This window comes from Eubacterium sp. CAG:161, assembly GCF_000432355.1.
Lineage (GTDB): Bacteria > Bacillota > Clostridia > Lachnospirales > Lachnospiraceae > Eubacterium_G > Eubacterium_G segne.
Genome location: NZ_HF991835.1, coordinates 1 through 24,836, shown reverse-complemented (window position 1 = coordinate 24,836; position 24,836 = coordinate 1). Strand labels below are relative to the sequence as shown.

Here is a 24,836-nt window from a genome sequence, read left to right as displayed (position 1 = left end):
CCTTTCTTATACATTAAAATCTGATTCTACCAATATGTTATTACCTTCCTCATCTTTTTTAGATGCGAAGATACCCTTTAGCTTTCTTCCTATTCTTCTTGATTTAGAAATAGCCTCATCTACAATGCTTTCAACATCACTTCTGCCAATTCCCTTATTTACACCAAAGAAGTCATCTATAGCCTTATAAAATGCAAGGTTTGCAACCTCGTCAAAAACATATCCCTTGTCTTTTGCATAGCGTTTACCATATTCTACCCATTCCTTAATGTCGTATTCTCTTATGGTAACTACATGATTAAATACCCTTGCAGCCCTCTGGGATTCATTTAATATCTTTGTCATTCCATCAGTTTCGCCTTCTAAGATAATAATCATGTCATCTGTAAACATACCTGATACATCTGTTATTTCACTTAATGTCATAGGTCCTAACCTGTCAGCATTTTCAATAATCAAATCACTTCCAAGAAGCTTTGATAACACTGTTCTAAAACCTTTTCTGTTAAGTGCCACAGCATCTATTTTTGCCAGTTTTCTGTTTCTTCTGCCACGCTTTTTATTTACAAGCTTAATAATTTCTATGGCAAGTGTGGTTTTACCCGTCTTTTCACTTCCCATAATAACTACATTGCCCTCTGCTGAATTTCCATTAGGCTTGTAATTAATAATTAAATCCTTTAAAACATCCCTTATATTGGTGTCAAATCCTTCCACATTAAGATAGTTTTTAAAGGCTGACAGTTCTTCCTCTGTTAAAACTATTTCAGGCTCTACGTCCTCTGCAGAATCTCCATTAGTCTTATCGGTAGGCAGAATCTCCTCATTATATATCGGCTTTGCCTTTTTCCTTACTATAGCCTTGTCAGTATTTCCTTCTTTTCCTTCTTTTCCTTCTTTTACTTCTTCCTTTGTATCATCCGGTTTTGCCTGTTTATCTTCCGGTTCTTCCGTTACCTCCGGTGTCACTTCTTCTTCCTCTTCCTTCGGCTCTTCTAATACTTCAGGTGATTGGCTTAAATTTTCATCCGGCTTTTCCTCTTCTACCATGTCAGGTACCTTGATTTCTAATTTTCCTTCTTCTACAATACCTGCTCCTGAAAGAATTTCTATACTTGCTGATGTAGCATTTTTAACCTTTAAATTCAAGCCCGGCTTTTCAGCCTTTGTTGCCTCTGACTTTTGATTTTCAGTTTCTCTGACAGCAGATTTTAATTCATCTTCTGTTGGAAGTTCCTGGGTAACAAATCCTGAGTTGTCTATCTTAAGGTCTGCTACCATATCATCTTCTATTTCTTCCGGTTCTAAATTATTCTGTGCTTCCCTTTGGGCTTTAGGCTCTACATCCGTTTCCGGCTCAATTTCCGGTTCAGATTGTGCTTTCTGTTCAGCTTTAGCCTCAGGCTCAATTTCTGCTTTCTGTTCAGCTTCAATCTCTACCTCAGGCTCGGTTTCTACTTCCGGCTGTGGTTTTGCCTCTGCCTCAGGTTCATTTTCCGGCTCAATAACCTCCTCTTCAACCTGTCCATCCTTCTGCAAATTATCTTCGCTGTTAAAATGAAGCAATTCATCCTTTTCCTTTATAGATTCCTCTAACTCCTCTCTTGCAGAAGTTGCCTCATCTATAATATTTACAGCCTGCTTAACAGTATCCGCCTTTAATATGCCTCTTTCCTGAAGTTTCCTTAATATATCCGCAACTCCATTCATGTCACTAATGGTATTTTCGGCTTCATTCTGTTCCTGTACCGGCCCTGTTTCTTCTTTCAAATCCTCCGAATGGGATTTTTCCTGTATTTCCGATGTTTCATCTTTTTCTGCTTCCGGTTCTTTCTTATCCTCCGTAACTTCTGACTGCAAAGATGATTCATCAGCCTCCCTGCTTTGGGATTTTGCATTTTCACCTTCTAAGTCCGTTACTATTTCTTCCATTACCGGCTCTTTTTCAGTTTCATCCTCTTCTTCAAGTTCTGAAACCTCTTCCTCGATTTTTTCTTCATCTACCGGCTGTTCAGCTATTTCTGCCTCTTCCATTAACTCTTCAATGGTTTTATTGTTTAAGTCATCCTCTTCGGATTTTAATATAATTTCTTCCATATCGCCATTCATTTTAGGAAAAATCTTTGTTTCTCCTAAATTACCTGAAGCTGTATTGTCAAAAATTCTTGTTTTCGAAAGTCCGTCCTCTGTCTCCTTATTCTGTGCCATCTTAGACTGTTCTTTCTTCTCGTCTGCAAGAATCTCTTTCACACTGTCTGCCACTGCTGCCTGAATATCCTCCTCCGCAGTTTGTGGTTCCACCTTAATTTCAGGAATATCATGGACAATATCCATTTTAACATCTAACGGCTTTAATTCCTCCGCATGCTTTTTAGCTGCTTCGGCTTCCATTGCTATTTTTTTCTTGTTTTCATCATATTTTTCCTGCTGTGCAGGGGTTAGCGGGCTATACATTTTCTTAAGATCCATTGCCTTAAATACATATTTTCCCTCAGCAAACCAAAGGCATATTTCATCACATATATCAATACATTTCTGCTTGTCACCGATTATGTGATACAGTTTGGCTAACTCATATGCCCATCTTTCCTCCATATCAATATTAACATACTCCTCCAGTATGCCAATTAACTCTTCAATAGGCTTTTCCTGTGCCTTTGCCATTTTGTATTTAAGCACAAATCTTGATGTATCCCTAGGTGCCATTTCCACGAAATCTTCGTAATAATCCTTAGCTGCGGTAAAATCTTTTGTCTTTATTGACAAAAGACATAGCTTATACGCTATATGACGACCGGTATTTGTGTTTTCATAGGCTGTAAGAAGCACTTCTTTTGCCTTCTCATAATTATGGTTTAATTCATATGCATTTGCCACGATGTTAAGTAAATTGTTATCTTTAATTTTCTTTATATCCAAAGCATCTGCTATTTTACCTGCCTCTTCGTAATCCCTGTCATGCAGTGCTCTTTTTATTTCCTCTAATTTCAGCTTCTGCTCATTTTTGTCCATTTGAATTCCTCTTATTTTAATATTTATCCATGCTTACATTTTCTAAACCGTAACTCGTCCCTGTAATGCCCTGAGCAATGTTACATTATCAATACATTCTAAATCTCCTCCTACAGGAACACCGCTGGCAATTCTTGTAACCTTTATTCCCAAAGGCTTAACAACCTTGCTGATATACATGGCTGTTGCCTCACCTTCCACACTGGAATTAGTAGCAATAATCACCTCATTTACGTCGTCTTTCAGACGTTCAAACAGCTCTTTTAAGCGGATATCATTTTGTCCTATACCTGCCATGGGATTTATTGCTCCGTGAAGTACATGATAAACTCCCTTATACTCTCCGACCTTTTCGTATGCCGCCATATCTTTGGTAGACTCAACTACCATAATAGTCTTATGGTCTCTTTCCTTACTACTGCAAATAGGGCATTCGTCCTGGTCAGTAAGGGTACAACATGTCTTACAGTATTTAACATTTTCCTTGGCATTTATCATGGCATTTGCAATATCCTCTACCTGCTCTTTGGGCATGTCCAAAATATGAAATGCCAGTCTTCCTGCGGTTTTTGCACCCACTCCCGGAAGAGTCGATAATTCTTCAATTAGTTTTGTTATATATCCACTGTAGTAATCCAATGTCCTTACCTCTTTCTTTAAGTCAAACTATTAGAACAGTCCGCCTAATCCTCCGGTAATTTTGGACATTTTCTGTGTTGACATTTCTTCCATTTTTCTTATGGCCTCATTTACTGCTGCCATAACTAAATCCTCTAACATTTCAATGTCATCAGGGTCTACAACTTCCGGATCAAGTTTAATTTTTGTAATTTCCTTTGAACCTGAAATTGTAACTTCAACGGCTCCACCACCTGCTGTTGCAGTATATTCGGAAGCTTCAAGTTCTGCCTGGGCTTCCTCCATCTGCTTCTGCATCTTCTGTGCCTGCTTCATTATATTATTCATATTCCCCGGCATTCCTCCCGGAAATCCACCTCTTTTTGCCATTTTAAAAATCCTCCTGTACTACTTCCATATTAATATTCTTTAATACAACCTCCTGGAAATAATCTCCAAAATTCTGGTTGCCTTCAAGCATTGTCATTTCTACCTTGACCTGCTTATTAATTTCTTCACTTATTATATTATTAAGCATTTCTATAATCTCAGGTTTATTGCAGCCCTCATATCCGATAGCTCCCGGATTAAATACTATAAGAAGGGTATCATCCCCTTTGACACTAAACCTGGCATCATTTAGAAATGTCTTATACGGATTTGAAATATGTCTTTTTACCTTTCCCCAGTTATCCACTACATACTGGATATCTGCCGGAACAGGCTTGTCAAAGACTTTTTTAGGTTTACTTTCTACCTTCTCCTCAGTTGCAGGCACAGCTACCTTTGCCACAAAATCTCCCTTTTCCATTTTGTTTTCCAAAATAGAAATTCTGTTAATTAGGGATGCCGTATCATTTTCCATCTGAGGCTTATTTAATTTTATAAGTGCAATTTCTATCAGCACTCTTTTATTTGAAGCATATTTTATCTGACCGGCAAGTTCTGAGAACACCCGTATATATCTCATTATTACATCTGTCTCAACCATTGATGCCTCTTCCTTTAATGCCTCTATACGTTCTGCCGAAGCATCTATAAAATCCGTTGCTCCGTCAGAAGTCTTTATAAGCATTAAATTACGCAGGTACCATATAAAATCACTGACAAACTGCCCTAATTCTCTTCCCTGCATAACCATTTCATCTAATATGTTAATACATTCAGTAACATTCCCTGCAATAATACTTCTGGTAAGTCTGCTGAAAATTTCATTGTCAACTGCCCCTAAAACCTCTAACACATTTTCGTAGGTTAGCTTCTGTCCCAGATAAAACGCTATACACTGGTCTAAAAGACTAAGAGCATCACGCATGGAGCCATCCGCTGCCTTTGCCACATATCTGATAGCCTTATCCTCTACCTCTATGCCTTCCTTTTCCATTAATTCCGTAAGTCTGGCAGCTATTGTATCTATGGTGATTCTTTTAAAATCATACCTCTGACACCTTGATAAAATAGTTATTGGTATTTTATGGGGTTCTGTAGTAGCCAAAATAAACATTACATATGACGGTGGTTCCTCTAATGTTTTTAAAAGTGCATTAAAAGCACCAATGGATAACATATGCACCTCGTCGATAATGTACACGGTATACTTTCCATTAGCCGGCGTATATTGGATTTCGTCTCTTATCTGACGAATATTATCTACACCGTTGTTTGATGCCGCATCTATTTCAACTACATTCATTGCACTGCCTGAATTAATTGCCCGACACGTTTCACATTCATTGCACGGGCTTCCATCTATAGGGTGTTCACAGTTTACAGCTCTGGCAAAAATCTTCGCCACACTTGTTTTTCCTGTTCCCCGTGTTCCACAAAAAAGATATGCATGTCCTATTCTGTTAGCATTAATCTGATTTTTAAGAGTCTGTACTATATGATCCTGCCCTTTAACCTGCTCAAATGATGTAGGTCTGAATTTTCTGTATAACGCTGTATAAGACATGTTTTCTCCCTTCGTAATATTCACGCAAAAATGTTTTTTTAGATTTTGGGCGCACTACACCTATTGCGCCTTTGGAGTCATTATAAACCAAAAAAGTTTTCCATACAAGACGTTGGAAAACTTTTCTATATTTTTATTAAGTATATTGACACTTATATGTCTTTATTTAATTTTACTCATTATGTAATCATATACCTCTGTTGGAATCTTATAATAACTTTTATCTACACGGCAATATCCATTATTATCGTCCGGTGAATATATTTCCACCATATCTCCTGAGGGTTCAATTTTTAAGTATGCAACGGGAGCTGATTTAAGCTCAAATCGGTTAATCTTCTCCCATTTTCCGGTATCCTCCACACTATCTGATGCATTGTCAATGCTGTTGGAATTTTGCTTATTGGTATTTTCCTCATTTTCCACTGCCTGTTCATATGCTGACTATGCCTGGGTCAGCTGTTCCTGTAATTTAGTAAGCTGCTCTTCAAGTTGTGTTTTTGTCTATCCGGTGTTAATAAGGTGTATTTTTCGTGAGAATTAAATGAATAAAACCAGGCACACAAAAAGGGAGTTAAAACCAAACAGCTAAATAACTGTTAATGTTCTAACTCCCTTATATGTTTTATTTTATTAATCCGTGCGGTTTGCTTTGTGAATATCCCATAAGCGTTACCTTTACAGTTAACTCGGTCCAGGCACCCTCATGTCACACGAGATGATCTGCTTAGTGCTGCTCCATTCCTGACCTGACACGGTTCACAGGACCCCGTTGCATAAGACCCGGACGTCAACATCACTTATAAAGGGCAGCCCTACAAGATATACCCGACACAAACCATAACCCCTGCTATAGCGGATTGCAGGTTCAGGGCGCCGCTACCTCCCCGGCTGCACGGAAGTGTTATAACAAATTCATTTGTCAGAAATACAGTATAACCCAATGACTTTTTCTTTGTCAACTATGATTTTCTAAGATTTCTAAAAAAATCCTTTAAAAGGCTGCTACATTCTTCTTCTAATATGCCCTTTTCAATCTCTACCTGATGGTTAAATTTGTCCACCTGCAACAGATTCATAATAGAGCCTGCACATCCTGCCTTTGGATTCATGCATCCTATATATACTTTTTTTATTCTTGCCTGAACTATGGCTCCTGCACACATCTGGCACGGCTCAGTGGTAACATACATCTCACAATCATCAAGCCTCCAGTCATCAAGCTTTTTACTGGCCTTTTTTATGGCATTTAACTCGGCATGGCTTAAAGTATTTTTGTCAACCATTCTTCTGTTATAGCCTCTGCCTATTATTTTATCCTTATATACAATAACGCATCCTATAGGTACCTCACCAATATCCCATGCCTTTTTTGCCTGCTTTATTGCCTCTCTCATGTACTTTTCTTTCATCTTAATATTCCATCTGATATTTTATATAAACTTTTAACATATTTATCCCACATATCTTACCTGATAACCGGCTCTTTTGCCTTCCTCCATATCAGCCCTGAATTCTCCACCTTCGTACTCATTACTAAATATGTATATTCCTGCTATTTCCTCCATGGAAAATCCGTTTTGTTCTAATTCATTCTTATCTACCTTTATGGTGTACATGGAATTTTCCACCACAGGATTTAAGGAACCAATTTTGTATCCCTTCTTACTTCCATAACGATATAAATAAATATTAACAAACTCTGCAAGATATCCCTTTGGTATTTTTAAAGTAAGATTAAATTTACAGGTAGTGTCCTTTTCCTTACATTCCACAAATCCTACATTCCTTACTTTTCTTCCGTTTACATAATAATAAATATACAATAACTTCCTATTATTCATTTTTGCCTCACTCCTTCACTGAATTATATGAGGCAAAAATGTAAATTATGACTATTATTTAAAATATTCTGAAATTGTTTTCCAGATGCCGTCCTCTTCCTGACCTAATGACCAGTAAGCAGCTCCTCCTAATTTGTACTTATTCATTAATTCCAGCCTTGACTTAACTGATGTTTCATCCTCAAGCCAAATCATGAAAGTACTGCTTCCCTTTGTATACGTTACAAAATTCTGTCCTGTAGTTTCGTCAAAAGCCGGCTTAACTCCTGCAGCCTTGTATTCTTTCTTTGCGGCATTCATTCCAACAGCCTTGCTTGATAAATAATAATTTCCATTTGCTGCATCTTCAATAAGCTTTCCTGAACCATCTGCATTGCCATCCTCTTCACTTTTTGTTTCCCAGATTCTTGTATAAAACGGCATTCCATTTATTACTCTGTCAGAATTTCCTGTTTCTTCCAAAGTATCTTTAATTGAATTTTGTGCATAAGACATAGATGACACTGAACCTGCCTCATCACTTGCAGAAGTATGTTCATCATAATTCATTATAATCAAATAATCCACTAATTTAATCTGCTGCTTTCTGTCATAATAGGCACTCCATTTAGATGGTGCATAATTATCTACCGAAAGAACTTTTTTAGCAGCCCTACACTCAATGGATAATTCCCTAAGGAACTGAAGATAGTCATCAATAATCTCTTCTGTTATATATTCAAAGTCAATATTAACGCCGTCTAGTTCATAACTGTCTGCAAAATACATTATATTGTTAATAAATTTCTTTCTAAGAGCAGTTGATGTTAATACCTTCTTTGTAAGTTTCCTGTCTGTAAAGTCATTAACTAACGCCCACACCTGCATTCCCTTTTTATGGGCTTTTTCCACATAATTTAAATCTGCAAGGGATGACAGATTTCCGTTTTTATCCACCAATGAAAACCATGTAGGGGAAATAACATTTACCCCTTTAACATTTGCTGTCAGTTCATCAAAGTTGTTATTGGCATTCTGATTATATATCTGATTCCATGCCAGACTCACCTTTGTATCTAATGTTACATGAGTGTATGTATCATCGTCATTTTTAAATGAAACCTCCTGGGTTCCACTATCATTTAACTCCGATACGGGAATGTATCCGATATAGCCGTTTTCTGTTCGTACTTTATCCCAGTTCTTGCCACTTTCTATAACTGTAACCTTTGTTCCCTTTGAAATTTCTTTTACTATAAGGTTCTGGTAATCACCTTTAGTACGCATTTCAATATTACTGTCAGTAGTCATTATATTTTTCTTTCCACTTTTATATGTAATACTTAAAATAGCCGGTGCATCACCTTCTGCCTTAGTTAATTTATAATTAATATCTACAAATTTTTTAACGGTTTCTATATTTATATAGCATTTTTTATTTTCTTTAATGCAGGTTGTATAATTAACCTTTTCCTTGTCTATAACATTTTCATTAAGAGGCATTTCATAGGAAGTTGTTGCGTTGGTAAACATTAAACTCCCATTGCTTTTATCATAGTAAAATCTTGGGTCTATATTGTCTTTAACCATGTCAATGCTTACAAATACATCTGCATCCTTCATAATTCCGTACTGTTCGCTATATTTATCCTCTAATGCAACTGCCACTACACTGTCACCGCTTTTGGTAGTGTAATTAACATCCTTACCATTGTCATCTTCATAGGTAAGTCCCATATACCATTTTAAGTCCACTTTTCCATCATTAGTCTTTCTAAACATATCACATCCTGATAAAACAAACGCTGAAATCACTAATGCGGTAAGTGCAATATATCTTACGTTTTTTCTCACTGTAATTCCTCCTTATAATAAATGTAATGTCCCTACCTTTAATCAGAGGCATTTCGTCGGAAATGTCCCATAAATGGAACATAACACTTTTATCATACCATAAATAAAAAAGACTGCATACAGTATTTTCCCTTACATATGAAAACTTCTGCACTATAATAGTACAGAAGTCTACATTCATGGGGAAACCATAAACTTTCTTGTGAAATACTAATTTTAGTTATTGTTATGCTATGTTTCCGTATTATTCATTTAACCTTAAACCGATTATATCATATTGTTTATATATTGCAACCTATTTTTTGTAACAGCTATGCCTGTGGATTCGAGCTGGGATGGCTGAGCTGTAACTGTATCGCATGGCTAAGCTGTTACCATTTTTAAAAATTTTGTCATACTTTGTACATTTTTACAGTATATATATTGTACTTGTAAGATATTGCTAACCTAAAATCTTTACACTTTTAGGTTTATTGGATATACTAGTATCATAAATGTTTTTGTATTATAACGAATCTATTCGAATGAGAGGTGATTTTTATGAAAATTGAAAAAATCAATGACAATCAGATTCGCTGTACCTTAACCAGGGAGGACCTTGAGGATCGTGACATTACAATAAGTGAGTTGGCATATGGTTCCATAAAGATTAAAGAACTTTTTCAGGACATGATGCGTCAGGCAAATGATGATTTCGGTTTTGATGTTAGTAACATTCCATTAATGGTGGAAGCCACACCGATTCCTTCTGATGGTATTGTTCTGGTTATAACTAAGGTTCCTAATCAGGATGAGGATGGTCATCACTATCCTTCATTGTTTTCCAACGGTTTTCCTGAGGAATTAAAGGAAAAAATTAAGGAAAGCTTATATGCACATTTTGGTGATGCAGGGGTTGAACTTGATGATTTTGATGAAATAATAGAGGATTCTTTAGATGACTACGATGACGAAGCTCCTTTAGATGAGGAATCTTCTTTAGATAAAGATAATAATCAGCCTAAATTAGAGGAATATTCAGTCCATCTTCTTTCTTCTTATGATGATTTGAATGTTTTAATTGATTTAGCAGGAATTTTAAATGATGAATTTTCAGGTGAAAGCTCCCTATATAAGTCTCCTTTAGATGGCAGATATTATCTTAACGTTCTTTTTACTTCAAAAGACGAATTTTTTGTAGCAAGGGCCAGAGGACTTATTTCAGAATACGGCAGGACCGAAGATGTGACGGCTTTTAAACCGGCATATCTTAATGAGCATTATGAAGTAATTATTGCAGATCATGCTGTTGAGAAGCTGGCTTCTATTGCCTATTAATTATAACCTAAAATAACCGGGTTCTAACGATTTCAAATCGTTAATGCCCGGTTATTTTTATGTTAATTATATTTCATCTATTGTATTTTGTCCCTGACAGCTTTTGCTTCATACATAAGAATTGCCGTGGCAATTGCTGCATTTAATGATTCCACCTTTCCTTCCATAGGTATCTTTATAAGCCTATCCGCCTTTTGTGACACTTCCTGACTAAGGCCCCTTGCCTCGTTGCCAATTAGCAGTGCAACATCCCTGTTAAACACATCGTTGTGGTACAAATCCCCCTTTAGATGTGCTGCGTAGGTTGTAATACCCCTTTGTTTTAACTTGTCTATGTCCTCCGGCAAATTATGGGAAATGGCAAAAGGAACCCTGAATATGGAACCCATAGTTGAACGTATTACCTTTGGGTTATATATATCTGCACAATCACTGCTCATTATTATGCCTGAAATTCCTGCTCCCTCACCGGTTCTCACAATTGTTCCCAAATTTCCCGGATCCTGCAACCGGTCTAATACCACAATACAGCTGCCATTTTTATTACGTTTTTCAATTATATCCTCTACGGTATATTTTTTTTGCTTTACTATGGCTAAAACTCCCTGCGGTGTAACAGTATCTGATATTTTTTTAAATATGTTATCACTTACTATATTGTAGCTATAGCCTTTAAGACTGTCCTTGTTTTCTTTTTCAAAACTTTCTGAAACATAAATCTCTTTCAGTTCGTCCCTTGGGACCTCCAAAAACATCTTAATGCCTTCTACCGTAAACAACCCGGTGGATTTTCGCACTTTAGACTTTTCTTTAAGACTTATAATATTTTTTATATGAGCATTTGTAGCTGATGTAATTAGCATATCCTAATCTCCCATTTTTTACTGGAGAAGCTTTACTAAATCCTCTCCGTAGATTTCCTTTAATTTTTCAACAAAATTCTTATTGGCATCTACCCTGTACTGTGCCGGCATCATTTTTCTCTGACGCTCCTTCGCCAATGCTATCATAACTCTGTCATTTCCTTTATTTTCAGATAAAAGACTGATTAACTTCTGTTCCCCGGCAATATAGGCTTCCTTATCCTTAAAGGCTATCCAAAGCTCTGACGGAACCTGAACAAACTCTTTTATTTCACTTGCCTTAACCTTTCCCGGAGCATTTTCCTGTATATCTGCCTCTCCTGTGATAAATATTTTTCTGCCTTCCATTAGAATTTCCCTATATTTATCAAATTCTCTTGGAAAAACAACGATTTCCACAGTTCCCACTAAATCTTCCAAAGTTAAAAACGCCATCTGTTCTCCACGCTTTGTGAATTTTCTCGTTACAGTGGTTATTATACCTCCTACCGTAACCCGGCTTTTGTCCTTTATTTTATAACTTTCCCCTTCTTCAGGAACAGCAAAATCAAGACTCATATTTGTAATAACACGTTTCCACTTTTCTTCCATGTCAGATAGAGGATGACCACTGGCATATATTCCAATAACTTCCTTTTCAAATTCAAGCTTCTGGTCATTATCATATTCACCAACTTTTGGCATTTGCATTTTGTAATTCTTTTTCTGGTCCTCATCGGCAATGTCAAACAATGACATTTGTCCCTGCATGGTATCTTTTTTATCCTGGTTTACACTGTCCACAATCTGAACATAAACCATCATCATCTGCTTTCTCGTGGCACCAAATGAATCAAAGGCTCCCGCCTTAATGAAATTTTCAATGGCTCTTTTATTTACTCCAAGAGGTGCTGTCCTTGAAATGAAATCTTCAAGGTCTTTATATATTCCACGAGCCTCTCTTTCAGCTACTATATTGTCGATAACAGCTTTTCCTACATTTTTTATTGCTGTAAGACCATATCTGATACTGTCTCCTTTAGCTGAAAATCCGCTTTCACCTTCATTTATGTCCGGTGGCAAAATTTTTATTCCCATGGAGCGACAGGAATATACATATTCTGCTACCTTGTCAGTCATATCCATAACTGACGACAACATCGCTGCCATAAATTCAGCAGTATAATAGTATTTAAGGTACGCTGTCTGGTATGTAACCACAGCATATGCCGCAGCATGGGACTTATTAAAGGCGTACTGAGCAAAAACCGTCATTTCGTCGTATATTTTATTGGCAATTGACTCGCTTATTCCATTGTTTACACATCCCTTGATGTTTTCTGACTCGTCACCGTAAACAAAAACCTTTCGTTCCTTTGCCATAACATCCGCTTTTTTCTTTGACATTGCTCTTCTTAACAAATCGCTTCGTCCCAGAGAAAATCCTGCCAGGTCACGGACTATCTGCATTACCTGTTCCTGATAAACGATACATCCGTAGGTTGGCTCTAATATACTCTCAAGTTGAGGACAATCGTAGGTTACGCTGTCTGCATTATTTTTTCCCTCAATATATTTTGGAATGAAATCCATCGGTCCCGGTCTGTACAAAGAAATTCCCGCTATAATATCTTCAAGGCTTTCAGGTTTTAATTCCTTCATGAAGCTTTTCATTCCGCTGCTTTCTAGCTGGAATATTCCTTCTGTATTTCCGGTACCAATATAGTGAAGTACATTTTTATCTGAATAATCTATTTTGTTTAAATCAATATCAAGACCTCTGTTTTTCTTAATGAATCTTAGGGCATTTTGTATAACCGTAAGGTTTCTAAGACCTAAAAAGTCCATTTTCAAAAGTCCCAGTTCCTCTAATGTTGTCATTATGTACTGGGTAGTTATGGAGCCGTCTGAGGCTCTGGACAAAGGTACATATTCATCTACCGGCTTTCCGCAAATAACAACTCCCGCCGCGTGCATGGATGCGTGTCTTGGGAGTCCCTCAAGTCTTTTTGACATATCAATAAGATACTTTACATCCGAATCCCCTTCATATAAATCCCTTAATTCCTTGCTTTGCTTTAATGCTATATCAAGAGTCATATGGAGATCATTTGGTATCATTTTGGCAATGGCATCTGCCTGGGCATAAGGCATATCAAGTACCCTGGCCACATCACGTATTACTCCCTTTGCCTTCAGTGTTCCAAAGGTTACAATCTGTGCCACATGGTCTTTTCCATATTTTCTTCCTACATAATCAATAACTTCCTGTCTTCTTTCAATACAAAAGTCCACGTCAATATCAGGCATGGAAACTCTTTCAGGATTAAGGAATCGCTCAAAAATCAGATTATATCTCATTGGCTCTATATCTGTAATCTCAAGGCAATAAGACACAATGCTTCCTGCTGCAGAGCCTCTTCCCGGGCCTACGGCAATTCCGCTGGATTTGGCAAAATGAATAAAATCCCATACAATAAGGAAATATTCAATGTAACCCATACTTTTTATTGTATTAAGTTCATAATTAAGTCTGTCTTCTAATTCTTCCCTGGAAAGCTTACAGTTTTCGTCCTTTTCACCTTTAAACACCGGATATCTTTTATGTAAACCATTTTCACATAATTCCTTTAAATATGTCCATGATGTATACCCCTTTGGGACAGGGAAACTTGGGATTTTAGTTACTCCAAATTCAAAGGTTACATTACAACGCTTAGCTATTTTTTCTGTATTTTCCAAAGCCTGGGGAGCATACTTAAATAAATCCGCCATTTCCTCAGGAGATTTTAAATAGTATTGTCCCCCTTCATATCTCATTCTGTCTTCATCAGACTTCTTTTTTCCTGTCTGAATACACAATAAAATATCGTGGGCTTCCACATCATCTGCATAAGTGTAATGAACGTCATTGGTACATACTAAGTCCACTCCCAATTCATCACTTAATCTTAAAAGCTGCTGATTAACAGTTTTTTGCTCCAAAATACCATGATCCTGTAATTCCAAAAAATAATTATCCTTACCAAATATATCTAAGTATCTAAGTGCTGCCTCTTTTCCTGCCTGATAATCCCCTCTTGCAAGAAATCTCTGGACTTCTCCTGCAAGACAGGCACTAAGGCATATAATTCCTTCGTGAAACTCCCTTAATACTTCATAATCTACTCTGGGCTTATAGTAAAAACCATCTACAAATCCCTTAGATACTATTTTGCATAAATTAGCATATCCTTTATTATTTTCTGCAAGCAAAATAAGGTGATAGTACCTGTCCTCACCTGCATTTGCTTCTTTATCAAATCTTGAACCGGGAGCTACATACACCTCACAACCTATTATGGGTTTTATGCCGTTAGCCAATGCCGCACGGTAAAAATCTATTGCCCCATACATTACGCCATGGTCTGTAATGGCAAGACTATCCATTCCCAGCTCTTTAGCTCTCTTAGTTATTTCTTTTATTTTACTTGAACCGTCTAACAAACTAAACTCTGTATGGACGTGTAAATGTGTAAAACTCATATATACCTGCTTTCCTGTCTTTATGCCCATGCATATTTTCTACACCGTCAATTCTAAATACAAGTATAACACAGTTTCCCTTCCATTTGGTTATAAAATTCTTAGGTTCATATTTCCGCTTTTTTATAATAATTACTGCATTTTAAAACCCCAGGCCTTAAAAGACCCGGGGTTTTAAAAAATTATATAGAGAAAAACATTCAAAGATAGTTAATATGCTAATAATATTTTTTTGCTTTTCATTTGTTAGTATTAGTATCTTATTTTTCACATATTTTTTCAAGTGTCCATTTTTTTGTATATTCTGTTATTTTTTAGTTTTCCTGATATAACAACATCATTACTCCCCTTTTGTCCATAATAAAAAGAACCGGCTCCATAGTTGACTTTATCAACCCTAAGCCGGCTCGTTTTATTTTACTCTAATTTAATTTCTTAATTTTTGTTTCCTAAATATTTTTCTATGCTTTCTATTGCCTGTGCCTCATCTGCACCATCTGCAGAAACCTTTACTGTCTGTCCCGGCACAAGTCCTAAAGCCATCATTCCCATAATGCTCTTTGCATTAACCTTCTTTGTCTCGTACTCAACATAGATTTTACTTTCAAACTGGCTTGCAACCTGTACACATTTAGCCACCGGGCTAGCTTCCACACCCTGCTTGATATCAATCGTAATGTCCTTTGTTGTCATTTTATACTTCCTTTCTAAAGGGTCATTCCCTTAATTCATTTGCAATGGGACCAAATTTTCAGCAGTTAATCCCTCAATTCGTCTGCAATACGACAAATCTTTCTTAACCGATGATTAACTCCCGACTTTCCTAATGGCGGGTCCAGCATTTCCCCTAGCTCCTGTAATGAAGCATCAGGATTTTCCACTCTGACAGTAGCAATATCCTGTAATTTTTCAGGTAAATACGACAAACCTTTTTTTTCTATAATCATATTTATGTCATCAATCTGTCTTATAGAAGTAGAAACCGTCTTTTTAATGTTTGCAGTTTCACAATTAACCTGCCTGTTATAGTAGTTACTCATATCCTTAAGAATACGGATATTTTCCATTTTCATTAAAGCAACGTGAGCCTCCATAACATTTAAAACATTAATAATTCCTTCGCCTTCTTTGATATATACCACAAAATGACCTTTTCTTGCAACTGTTTTCGCTTCAATATTGAAATTTTTAAGTAAATTTATTATTTGTTCCGACTTTTTATCACTGCTACACTTTATCTCAAAGTGGTAGGATTTCTGAGGATCATTAATGGAACCTGCTGCCATAAACGCCCCTCTGATAAAGGCACGTTTGCAACAGTCCTTCATTATAATAACATTATTTGTTATTGATAAATTCTCCTCTATATCACCATAAGAATTAATCAGTTTCGTTGCCTGCAAAACTTTTAACGCCTCATCATGTTCCTTTATGGTAATAGTATATGTCTTTTGACTTTTTGAATATGCATTATTTCTTGATACAATTTCTGTCTCAATACGAAAAGTTTTCCATAAAAGCTGCTTAAGCTTATCTGCCGTTACCTTGGTTTCAGTACGGAATCTCACGGAATACTTTCCATTTTCGTCAATGGCAACACTTCCACACATGGATAAAATAGCCGCAGTCTCTGCAATCTTACAATGCATTGCACTACTTATGTGAGTGGCTAACTCTTCTTTCACCTCTTGGGAGAAACTCATAATATTTTCCTCCATGATTTTATCTGGTAATATCCCTATGGGCTATTCTGATGCCGTATCCTGCATCTGCACTGTCAAGCTGCTTGTACAATTCCTTCGCCACGGTTACTGACCTGTGATGTCCTCCGGTACATCCTATTCCAATAACCAGCTGGTTTTTTCCTTCATCTATGTAATTAGGAATCAAAAATTTTACCATATCCGTAAGTTTCTCTAAAAATTCCTTAGATACTTCCGAATCTAATACAAAATCCTGCACTTCCTTATCTTCACCGGTTTTATGCTTTAACTCCGGAATATAATAAGGGTTGGGCAAAAACCTCACATCAAAAACCAAATCACAGTCTGCCGGCACTCCAAATTTGAAGCCAAAAGACATTATTGTTACAAAAAGGTTTCTGTATTCCTTATTCATAACAAAAATCTTTTCAATTTCAGTTCTTAAATTTCTCACAAGAAGATTGCTGGTATCAATAATATAGTCTGCCTGCTTTCTTAAAAATGCAAGCTTTTTTCTTTCTGTGTTAATTTCATTTTCAACACTGTCCGCATCACCCATAGGATGGCTTCTTCTTGTTTCTTTAAAACGCTTAATTAAGGTGCTGTTATTGCAGTCTAAAAACAGAATCTCATAATTCTGGTCCTTAATACGCAGATTTTCCAATACTTCATTTATTCTGTCTAAATTGTTGCCACTTCTTATATCAACTCCAATGGCAACCTTGTTTTTTTCGCTGGTCTGACTAAACAGTAAATCAGCAAAATTTTCTATTAAATCTATAGGCAAATTGTCTACACAATAATATCCATTATCCTCGAATATCTTAAGAGCCGTAATTTTTCCGGCTCCTGACATTCCTGTAACTATAACAAACCGCATTGCTGTCTCCCTTTAAATAATTTTAACTTCCGGTTCTAATGTAACATTAAATTTCTCTTTTACAGTTTTCTCCACGTCATTTATAACCTGCAAAACATCAGTTGCCGTTGCATTACTGTAATTAATAACAAATCCACAATGCTTTTCTGAAACCATGGCACCGCCTACCCTGTAGCCTTTAAGACCTGCATCTTCAATAAGCTTTCCGGCAAAATAGCCCTCAGGCCTTTTGAATGTACTTCCGGCACTTGGGAATTCCAACGGCTGCTTTGCCTTTCTCTTTTGCATAAGCATCTGCATAATCAAACTGATTTCCTCTGAAGTTCCTATAAATAAGCCAATACACATCTGAAGAACTATCATTCCTTCTTTTGCAATTCTGCTGGTTCTATATCCCATATCAAGTTCTGATATATCTAGTTTTCTGACATTTCCATCCTTGTCTAAAACCTTTACCCACTTAATTACATCCTTCATTTCACCACCATAAGCCCCTGCATTCATAACAACGGCTCCGCCTACATTTCCCGGTATTCCATGGGCAAATTCAAAACCACCTAAGTCATTTACTGCTGCCGTCATGGCAATTGCTGATAATTTGGCTCCGGCATCTGCCACAATTTCCTCTCCGATAACATCTATGGTATTAATCCTTGAATTTACTTCAATTATTATGCCATCATATCCCTCATCTCTTACAAGGATATTACTTCCGTTACCTATAACCATATATGGTGCATTTTCCGCTCTGCATGCCTTTACTATATCCACTAATTCATCTATTGACCCCGGAATTACGTAAAGGGCTGCATTTCCACCGCACTTAAAGGTACAGTGCTTTGCCATATTTTCGTTTTCCTTAACAAATTCTTCTCCAACAATTTCCTTTAAGTTGTCTATTAACTGCTGTGTCATGAAAAAATCACTCCTAACAAATTATTTTATTATTAATGCTGCTGAACCAAACATTCCTGCATCATTTCCCAATTCTGCCAAATGAACTGCTGCATCTCCACATGCTGAAAAACATGTTTCCCTATATGTATCCTTTACAACATCAATAAGGTATGAACCTGCCTTACTTACTCCTCCACCTATGATAAACGCCTGTGGGTTTACTGTCGCTGCAATATGTGACATGGCCTTTCCAAGATAGTTGCCCATCTGCTTTGTTATGGTTATTGCACCTTCATTTCCTTCTTTTGCCAAATCAAAAACATCTTTAGCTGTAATATTTTCCCCGAATTCATTTAATTTTTCGTCATTATGAGCTGCCATATATCTCTTTGCAAGTCGTACAACTCCTGTGGCAGATGCATACTGCTCCAGACATCCATGTCTTCCACAATTACACTGTTCCTCTTCTCCATCCTGCATATGCATATGTCCGATTTCTCCTGCACCACCATTGTAGCCTGTAAGAATCTTACCATTAATAATGACTCCGCCACCTACACCGGTTCCAAGAGTAATCATTACAATGTCATCATAACCTTTTCCGCCACCTTTCCATGCTTCACCAAGGGCGGCTACGTTTGCATCATTTCCGGCTTTAACCTTTATACCATGGAACATTTCAGAAAGCTTCTGTTCAACATTGAAAGTTCCCCATCCTAAATTTACACACTGTAAAACTGTTCCATCTGCTAAAACAGGTCCCGGAAGTCCAATTCCAATACCTTCTATTTCATCAAGGCTGATGCCTTCTTTTACTAATTTACTCTCTAAAGCCTCACATATATCTGCAAGAATATTTTCACCAAAATTTTCTGTTCTTGTAGTAATTTCCCACTTATCTAAAACTTCTCCATTATTTTTAAAGAAACCTATCTTTATTGTAGTTCCTCCAACATCAATTCCAAAACAATACTCTTTCATTTTTTCCTCCTAAATTATTTTATTCATCGTCTTCTGTTGCTTTCTTCATATTTTTTTCTACACGGTTATATAATTCCTGTGCCGCATTATATCCCATTCTCTTCTGTCTGTGGTTAACCGCCGCTGACTCAACAATAACTGCAAGATTTCGTCCCGGTCTGATAGGAATGGAGTGACACACTACTTTATTTCCCAGAAATTCAATGTAATTGTCCACAAGACCCATTCTGTCATATTCTTTTTCTCTATCCCACTCTTCCAGTTTAATAACCATATCAATGTTTGCCGTATCCAAAATACTTTCAACACCAAACAATGCCTTAACATCAATAATTCCAATGCCTCGAAGTTCAATAAAATGCTTGGTTATTTCAGGTGATGTTCCAATCAATGTTTCATCACTTACTTTTCTGATTTCCACCACATCATCTGTAACTAAACGATGTCCTCTCTTTATCAGTTCAAGGGCAGCTTCACTTTTTCCAATTCCGCTTTCACCCATAATCAGCACACCTTCACCATAAACATCCACCAAAACTCCATGTCTTGTAATGCAAGGTGCCAGTTCAACATTTAACCATCTTGACAGTTCTGCGTTAAATCTGGATGTAGCCATATCTGTTGATAAAATAGGAACTCCATGCTTTGCTCCAATTTCAATCATATCCTCATCCGGCTTATTGCCACGACAAAGAATAAGACACGGTATACCGCTGCTCATCAGTTTCTCATACACCCATTGTCTGTTTTTTCTTTCCATGTTATCTAAAAATGCACATTCCACATTTCCAATAATCTGAACTCTTTCTTTATCAAAATGTTCAAAAAAGCCTGCCAGCTGTAATGCCGGTCTGTTTACTTCCGGTATGGTAATCTTAATTTTATCTGTATCCACTGATGGTGTATGATTTGTAAGTTTGTAATACTCTACAATCTTTGTAAATTTGATGCTGATATCTGATTCCATTTTATGCTCTCCTCTCCTGTTATTATTAATATTTTATAACTTTACTCCTGTCTGATATAATATCATCCGGGCATTTTTTTGTACACATTATTTTTAAATTTAGCGAAAGAACTTATATACATCCTTAGCCACATTTTCATTCATAGATGGTGCTTTCTCCAATTCCTCCACCGTGGCAGTTCTGATATTTTCCAGAGTTTTAAAATGTCTCATAAGTGCTTTTCGCCTTGTAGGTCCCACTCCCGGAATATCATCTAAAATAGAATGTACCTGTCCTTTATTTCTAAGACTTCTATGATATTCAATGGCAAATCTGTGGGTTTCATCCTGTATTCTTGTAATAAGTTTAAAAGCTTCAGAATGGGTATCTATTGGTATTTCCACATTATTATAATATAAACCTCTTGTTCTATGATTGTCATCCTTAACCATTCCACATACAGGAATATTTATTCCTAAATTGTCAAGAACTTTAAGAGCTACATTTACCTGTCCTTTTCCTCCGTCCATTAAAATCACATCCGGAAACTTACTAAAACTTCCCATATTGTAATCACCGTCTTCTAAATCCAGTTTCTCACGCTCTTCCAAACCATGTTTAAAACGTCTTGTAAGAACCTCTTCCATGCTGGCGTAATCGTCCGGTCCTTTTACGGATTTAATTTTGAACTTTCGATAGTTATTTCTCTTTGGTTTGCCGTCCTCATACACAATCATGGATGCCACAGATTCATATCCATTGGTATTTGATATATCATATGACTCCATTCTGTGAATTCCGGTAATTCCCGTAAGTTCCTCTATTTCATGAACTGCACCTGTGGTCTTTCTCTGCTCACGTCTGTATTTTTCCTTGTTTTGCTCTAACAGATTTTCAGCATTCTTAGCTGCCAGTTCCACTAACTTTTCCTTACTTCCCTTTTTAGGATTTACTATTTTAACAGTATAATTCTGATTTCTGCTAAGCAATTTTGATAATAATTCCGGCTCTTCTACCTCCTCCTGTACCAGTAATTCGTGGGGAATAAAAGGTGTTCCTATATAATATTGTTTGATAAAGCTCGTAAGAATGTCCCTTCCCGTATCTCCCGGAACTGTTGTCAGATAAAAATGTTCCCTTCCTATGAGTTTTCCGTTTCTCACAAAAAATACCTGAACCACTGCATCATTTCCCTCTTCTGCATATGCAATAATATCTCTGTCTTCAAATTGATGGGTTGTTATTTTCTGATTACCTGCCACGTGGTTAATACTGTTTATTAAATCACGGCACTCCATAGCCTTTTCAAAATCCAGTTCTGCCGATGCCTTTTGCATCTTTTCCTCTAGTTCCTTGATGGTGTCTCTGTAATTACCCTCTAGAAATTTTATTGCCTTATCTACATTCTCCCGATATTTTTCTTTCGATATATATCCCTGACACGCTCCATCGCATTGCCCAATATGATAGTACAAACAAGGTCGTCCATTAACATGGGGAACTTCCTTTTTATTCTCCTGTTCCTCCCATGGTTTTCTATTATCTATTATGGTTTTATTACAATTTCTGATTTTATACATTTTCTGTAATAAATCTATGGTGTCACGAACTGCCCCGGCACTGGTAAAGGGGCCAAAATATTTATTATTGTCTTTTTTCATTCTTCGGGCTAAAAGTATTCTCGGATAATCTTCACGCAAAGTAACCATGACATATGGATAAGTCTTGTCATCCATAAGCATGGTGTTGTACTTTGGTCTATATTCTTTTATAAGGTTACACTCTAAAATGAGAGCCTCTAATTCGGAATCTGTCAATATATATTCAAACCTTTTGATATTTGAAACCATTGACTGAATTTTCAGGCTCTTCTTAGTGCTTTCCCTAAAATATGAACTTACCCGCCTTTTTAAATTAACTGCCTTACCTACATATATAACGTCGTCCCGTTTATCATGCATAAGATAAACTCCCGGCGTTTCCGGCATTTTCTTCAATTCCTCTGAAAAATTAAACTCACTCATAAGGCTATTGTACCAAATTGCAGGCAGTATGACTAGCCACTAATCATTGGAAATACATTTTGAATTTTAGAAAATAACGTATAAAAAAGCTGCTTCTTTAAAGCTTACAAAACTCTGAAGAAACAGCTCACATATATTTCAATTTAAATATTTAATTTTAACTCTTTGTTTCCTTCAAGAATATTCACGTCCGTTTCCAAAGTATTATCCTTGCATGAAACCGTTACATAATACTTATATTGACTTTTGTCCTTTAATTCCACCAACATATTAACATCCACTGTGTCATCTTCCCTCAGTAAATAAGTATATTTTACATTTTCAAGAGTTTTGGAATATTTATTCTTAATTTCATTGTCAATTTTTTCCTTTACGTTCTTAGCATTTGACATTTTAAAGAATTCCTCTTCTGATATTTCTTTAGCCTCGTATTCCTTACATGTCTTCGAATTATCATCCCATTTAAAATGATATTTCTGTTGAGACAAACTCATCCAGTCCTTAAAATCGGATTGTAATTCATAATATGAATAGTTATATGCGTACAGTTCATTATTTTCTACGAATAAATTAATTCTATTTTTAGAATACAATTCGACTGCCTGATTTTTTTCCACTCCATATATTATGGTCTTCATTTCATCATTCTGTCTCACCTGTACCTCATTAAAAAGCACATACTTATGCCCCAGATTAATTGTTTCAATTGACGTGTCACTTGTAGCTATGAATGCATCTGCTAATTTTTTGCTTTCCTTCGAATTTAAGAACCAAAGTTCAAACTCACTTTCATCTCCGTTCTGTTTGCCCTTTGTTAATGCAAATGCCTCTTCCTCTTCATCCTCATCAAAATCGTCCACAACCATTTTAAACACTTCTTTATCAGTTAATTTTTTAATTTCATTTTTATAGTTCACCGTTATTTTTTCAGGAGTGTCATTTTCAACCTTGTTCTTTGATATACCACATCCTATTAAAGTTATCATTAATGCTGATAAAATAGTTACTAATGCTATCTTTTTCATTTTGTTTTCTCCCTACTTTTCTCCTACAAATTCTGCCCTGCCAATCACCAGTGAATCAGTTTCCGCATCATATTTTAAATACACGTTCAGCTTACCAATCTCTTTAGAGCCAATAGTAATCCTCAGTGAAGTCCTGATTGTTTTATCATCATTTCTTTCTTTGAAATAATCATATTCCGCATAATGGTTATCCCATGTTTCTGCCATTAAAGCATGTAAACTCAATGCACCGGCTGTATCTTCTTCAGTCATTCCAAGTTTGCCTTCTTTGTAAACACGAGCAGCCTGATTATCTGATCTATCCAAATCATTTGGATCTACATATTCCAATTCACTTTTTTGGCATCCTAAATCTAAAAGAGAAATTATCTGCTCATAATTAAATTTAACTCCTGTGATTTTCATTTTATAATCGTCCAACAATTCGACACGAAATGCATCTCTCTCCAACTCTGCCGTCTCAACATTACTGTATATTCTTTTTAATTCCTTACCTGTGAATTCATAAAGATTCCAGTCAACATGCATATTAGGTTCGCTGGACAAAATCACTTCATCTTTACCGTCTCCCGTAACATCCCACAGATTCAACTGTTCGTCTCTGCCACCCAAACCTGCAAATATGTCAGTCCTTGTCAGATAACTTTTCTTGTTTTTATAATCCAGCACTGCAATATAAGCATAATTTTCATTAATATCCACATTTTTGTTTTCATCAATAACTAATACAAGACATTCCCCTTCTCCGCTAATATTACCTACAGTAGCGTTAGTGATATATACCCTATCCTTAAATCCAAGATAGGATAAATCATACGTTGGTTCATCCTTTTTTTCCGTGCAAAATGTGGCGTCAGTTTCTTCTGCATATTGACATTTGTGAATAACAACCTCAACTGTTCCATTTGTCTTTTTAGGATCAGGCACTTCAAAACCTGCATCTGTTTCTTTTGTCTGTGTTAAATGGATTTGTGATTTTTCACCTGACATTTTCATAACATCATTCCCACTTGTTTCAATACCCGTTTTTTCTTCAACACTACCACATGCAACCAAACCGAAAGTTGCAACTCCCATTAGCACTAATGCCATAATTTTTCTTACTGTTTTCCTCACCGTTTTTCTCCTTTGATTCATACATTAAATTCCAATTTTGTAGTAGCATTCATACCCAAATATCTACTTTCCAAACTAATTTTATTCTATCACAAACACAACTCTTGTCCATCATTTTTTGAAAAATTTTTACATTATTTTTTTATTTTTTTACAACCTATTGTATGAAAAAAGTTATAGGACCATCCCCCTAAATCGGGATTTGAATTCTATAACTTTGTTCTAATAATTATGTCTTTTACGCTGTCTGTTTCTCGGCAAGCTGCCTCTTTAATTCCTCTATTTCTTTTTCATATTTGTCTAATCGGTTCTGCTTTT

Annotated in this window: 20 protein-coding genes and 1 other RNA gene; 1 reads left to right on the top strand and 20 read right to left on the bottom strand. The window is 36.3% G+C overall.

The genetic code is table 11. The features are described from left to right. Nucleotides 1-6 precede the first annotated feature (6 nt). From Q5O30_RS00410 to Q5O30_RS00370, 9 genes are all read right to left on the bottom strand, one after another. Complete coding sequence (locus Q5O30_RS00410; RefSeq protein ID WP_021951797.1) at nt 7-3,012, bottom strand: hypothetical protein; 3,006 nt, start codon at nt 3,010-3,012, stop codon at nt 7-9. Between the two features lie 42 nt (nt 3,013-3,054). Beyond that, nucleotides 3,055-3,651 (bottom strand): recombination mediator RecR, encoded by a 597-nt coding sequence (recR, locus tag Q5O30_RS00405; protein WP_021951796.1) that lies wholly within the window; start codon nt 3,649-3,651, stop codon nt 3,055-3,057. Between the two features lie 30 nt (nt 3,652-3,681). Continuing rightward, a complete protein-coding gene (locus Q5O30_RS00400; RefSeq protein ID WP_021951795.1) occupies nt 3,682-4,020 on the bottom strand; it encodes a YbaB/EbfC family nucleoid-associated protein in 339 nt (112 codons plus the stop codon). 1 nt (nt 4,021) lies between these two features. Continuing rightward, nucleotides 4,022-5,584 (bottom strand): DNA polymerase III subunit gamma/tau, encoded by a 1,563-nt coding sequence (gene dnaX, locus Q5O30_RS00395; protein ID WP_021951794.1) that lies wholly within the window; start codon nt 5,582-5,584, stop codon nt 4,022-4,024. A 162-nt stretch (nt 5,585-5,746) separates the two neighbouring features. Further along, entirely contained in the window at nt 5,747-6,010 is a 264-nt protein-coding gene (locus Q5O30_RS00390) for a hypothetical protein (RefSeq protein ID WP_021951793.1), read from the bottom strand. A 212-nt stretch (nt 6,011-6,222) separates the two neighbouring features. After that, an RNA gene (gene ffs, locus Q5O30_RS00385) (signal recognition particle sRNA large type) lies at nt 6,223-6,483 on the bottom strand. A gap of 63 nt (nt 6,484-6,546) precedes the next feature. Beyond that, nucleotides 6,547-6,996 carry a tRNA adenosine(34) deaminase TadA gene (gene tadA, locus Q5O30_RS00380; RefSeq protein ID WP_021951792.1) on the bottom strand — a complete coding sequence of 150 codons (450 nt, stop codon included), beginning with the start codon at nt 6,994-6,996 and terminating at the stop codon, nt 6,547-6,549. Between the two features lie 42 nt (nt 6,997-7,038). Continuing rightward, the gene (locus Q5O30_RS00375; protein ID WP_021951791.1) at nt 7,039-7,428 is read right to left on the bottom strand and encodes a hypothetical protein; all 390 of its coding nucleotides are present in this window, start codon (nt 7,426-7,428) and stop codon (nt 7,039-7,041) included. Nucleotides 7,429-7,482: 54 nt separating this feature from the next. Further along, the gene (locus tag Q5O30_RS00370) at nt 7,483-9,261 is read right to left on the bottom strand and encodes a glycosyl hydrolase family 18 protein (RefSeq protein WP_021951790.1); all 1,779 of its coding nucleotides are present in this window, start codon (nt 9,259-9,261) and stop codon (nt 7,483-7,485) included. Between the two features lie 540 nt (nt 9,262-9,801). Here Q5O30_RS00370 and Q5O30_RS00365 point away from each other — a divergent pair. Continuing rightward, nucleotides 9,802-10,578, top strand: coding sequence for an adaptor protein MecA (locus tag Q5O30_RS00365; RefSeq protein ID WP_021951789.1), 777 nt, complete (start codon nt 9,802-9,804; stop codon nt 10,576-10,578). A gap of 77 nt (nt 10,579-10,655) precedes the next feature. Here Q5O30_RS00365 and Q5O30_RS00360 read toward each other — a convergent pair whose 3' ends face one another. The 11 genes from Q5O30_RS00360 to Q5O30_RS00310 form a co-directional block, all read right to left on the bottom strand. Continuing rightward, the gene (locus Q5O30_RS00360; protein ID WP_021951788.1) at nt 10,656-11,441 is read right to left on the bottom strand and encodes an RNA methyltransferase; all 786 of its coding nucleotides are present in this window, start codon (nt 11,439-11,441) and stop codon (nt 10,656-10,658) included. An 18-nt stretch (nt 11,442-11,459) separates the two neighbouring features. Further along, nucleotides 11,460-14,945, bottom strand: coding sequence for a DNA polymerase III subunit alpha (locus Q5O30_RS00355; protein ID WP_021951787.1), 3,486 nt, complete (start codon nt 14,943-14,945; stop codon nt 11,460-11,462). Nucleotides 14,946-15,380: 435 nt separating this feature from the next. Continuing rightward, entirely contained in the window at nt 15,381-15,638 is a 258-nt protein-coding gene (locus Q5O30_RS00350; RefSeq protein ID WP_021951786.1) for an HPr family phosphocarrier protein, read from the bottom strand. A gap of 65 nt (nt 15,639-15,703) precedes the next feature. Next, nucleotides 15,704-16,648 (bottom strand): DNA-binding protein WhiA, encoded by a 945-nt coding sequence (gene whiA, locus Q5O30_RS00345; RefSeq protein ID WP_021951785.1) that lies wholly within the window; start codon nt 16,646-16,648, stop codon nt 15,704-15,706. Nucleotides 16,649-16,667: 19 nt separating this feature from the next. After that, entirely contained in the window at nt 16,668-17,528 is an 861-nt protein-coding gene (gene rapZ / locus Q5O30_RS00340) for an RNase adapter RapZ (protein WP_021951784.1), read from the bottom strand. A gap of 12 nt (nt 17,529-17,540) precedes the next feature. Next, nucleotides 17,541-18,443 (bottom strand): UDP-N-acetylmuramate dehydrogenase, encoded by a 903-nt coding sequence (murB, locus tag Q5O30_RS00335; protein ID WP_021951783.1) that lies wholly within the window; start codon nt 18,441-18,443, stop codon nt 17,541-17,543. Nucleotides 18,444-18,464: 21 nt separating this feature from the next. After that, nucleotides 18,465-19,406 (bottom strand): ROK family glucokinase, encoded by a 942-nt coding sequence (locus Q5O30_RS00330; RefSeq protein WP_021951782.1) that lies wholly within the window; start codon nt 19,404-19,406, stop codon nt 18,465-18,467. Nucleotides 19,407-19,425: 19 nt separating this feature from the next. Then, nucleotides 19,426-20,373, bottom strand: coding sequence for an HPr(Ser) kinase/phosphatase (gene hprK / locus Q5O30_RS00325; protein ID WP_021951781.1), 948 nt, complete (start codon nt 20,371-20,373; stop codon nt 19,426-19,428). A gap of 99 nt (nt 20,374-20,472) precedes the next feature. Continuing rightward, nucleotides 20,473-22,377: an excinuclease ABC subunit UvrC gene (gene uvrC, locus Q5O30_RS00320; RefSeq protein ID WP_302674484.1), complete on the bottom strand. Its 1,905-nt coding sequence runs from the start codon at nt 22,375-22,377 to the stop codon at nt 20,473-20,475. A gap of 143 nt (nt 22,378-22,520) precedes the next feature. Beyond that, on the bottom strand, nt 22,521-23,402 hold the full coding sequence (locus tag Q5O30_RS00315; RefSeq protein WP_021951779.1) for a hypothetical protein: 882 nt from the start codon (nt 23,400-23,402) through the stop codon (nt 22,521-22,523). A 12-nt stretch (nt 23,403-23,414) separates the two neighbouring features. Next, nucleotides 23,415-24,518, bottom strand: a complete 1,104-nt coding sequence (locus tag Q5O30_RS00310) for a hypothetical protein (protein WP_021951778.1) — start codon at nt 24,516-24,518, stop codon at nt 23,415-23,417. Nucleotides 24,519-24,836 lie beyond the last annotated feature (318 nt).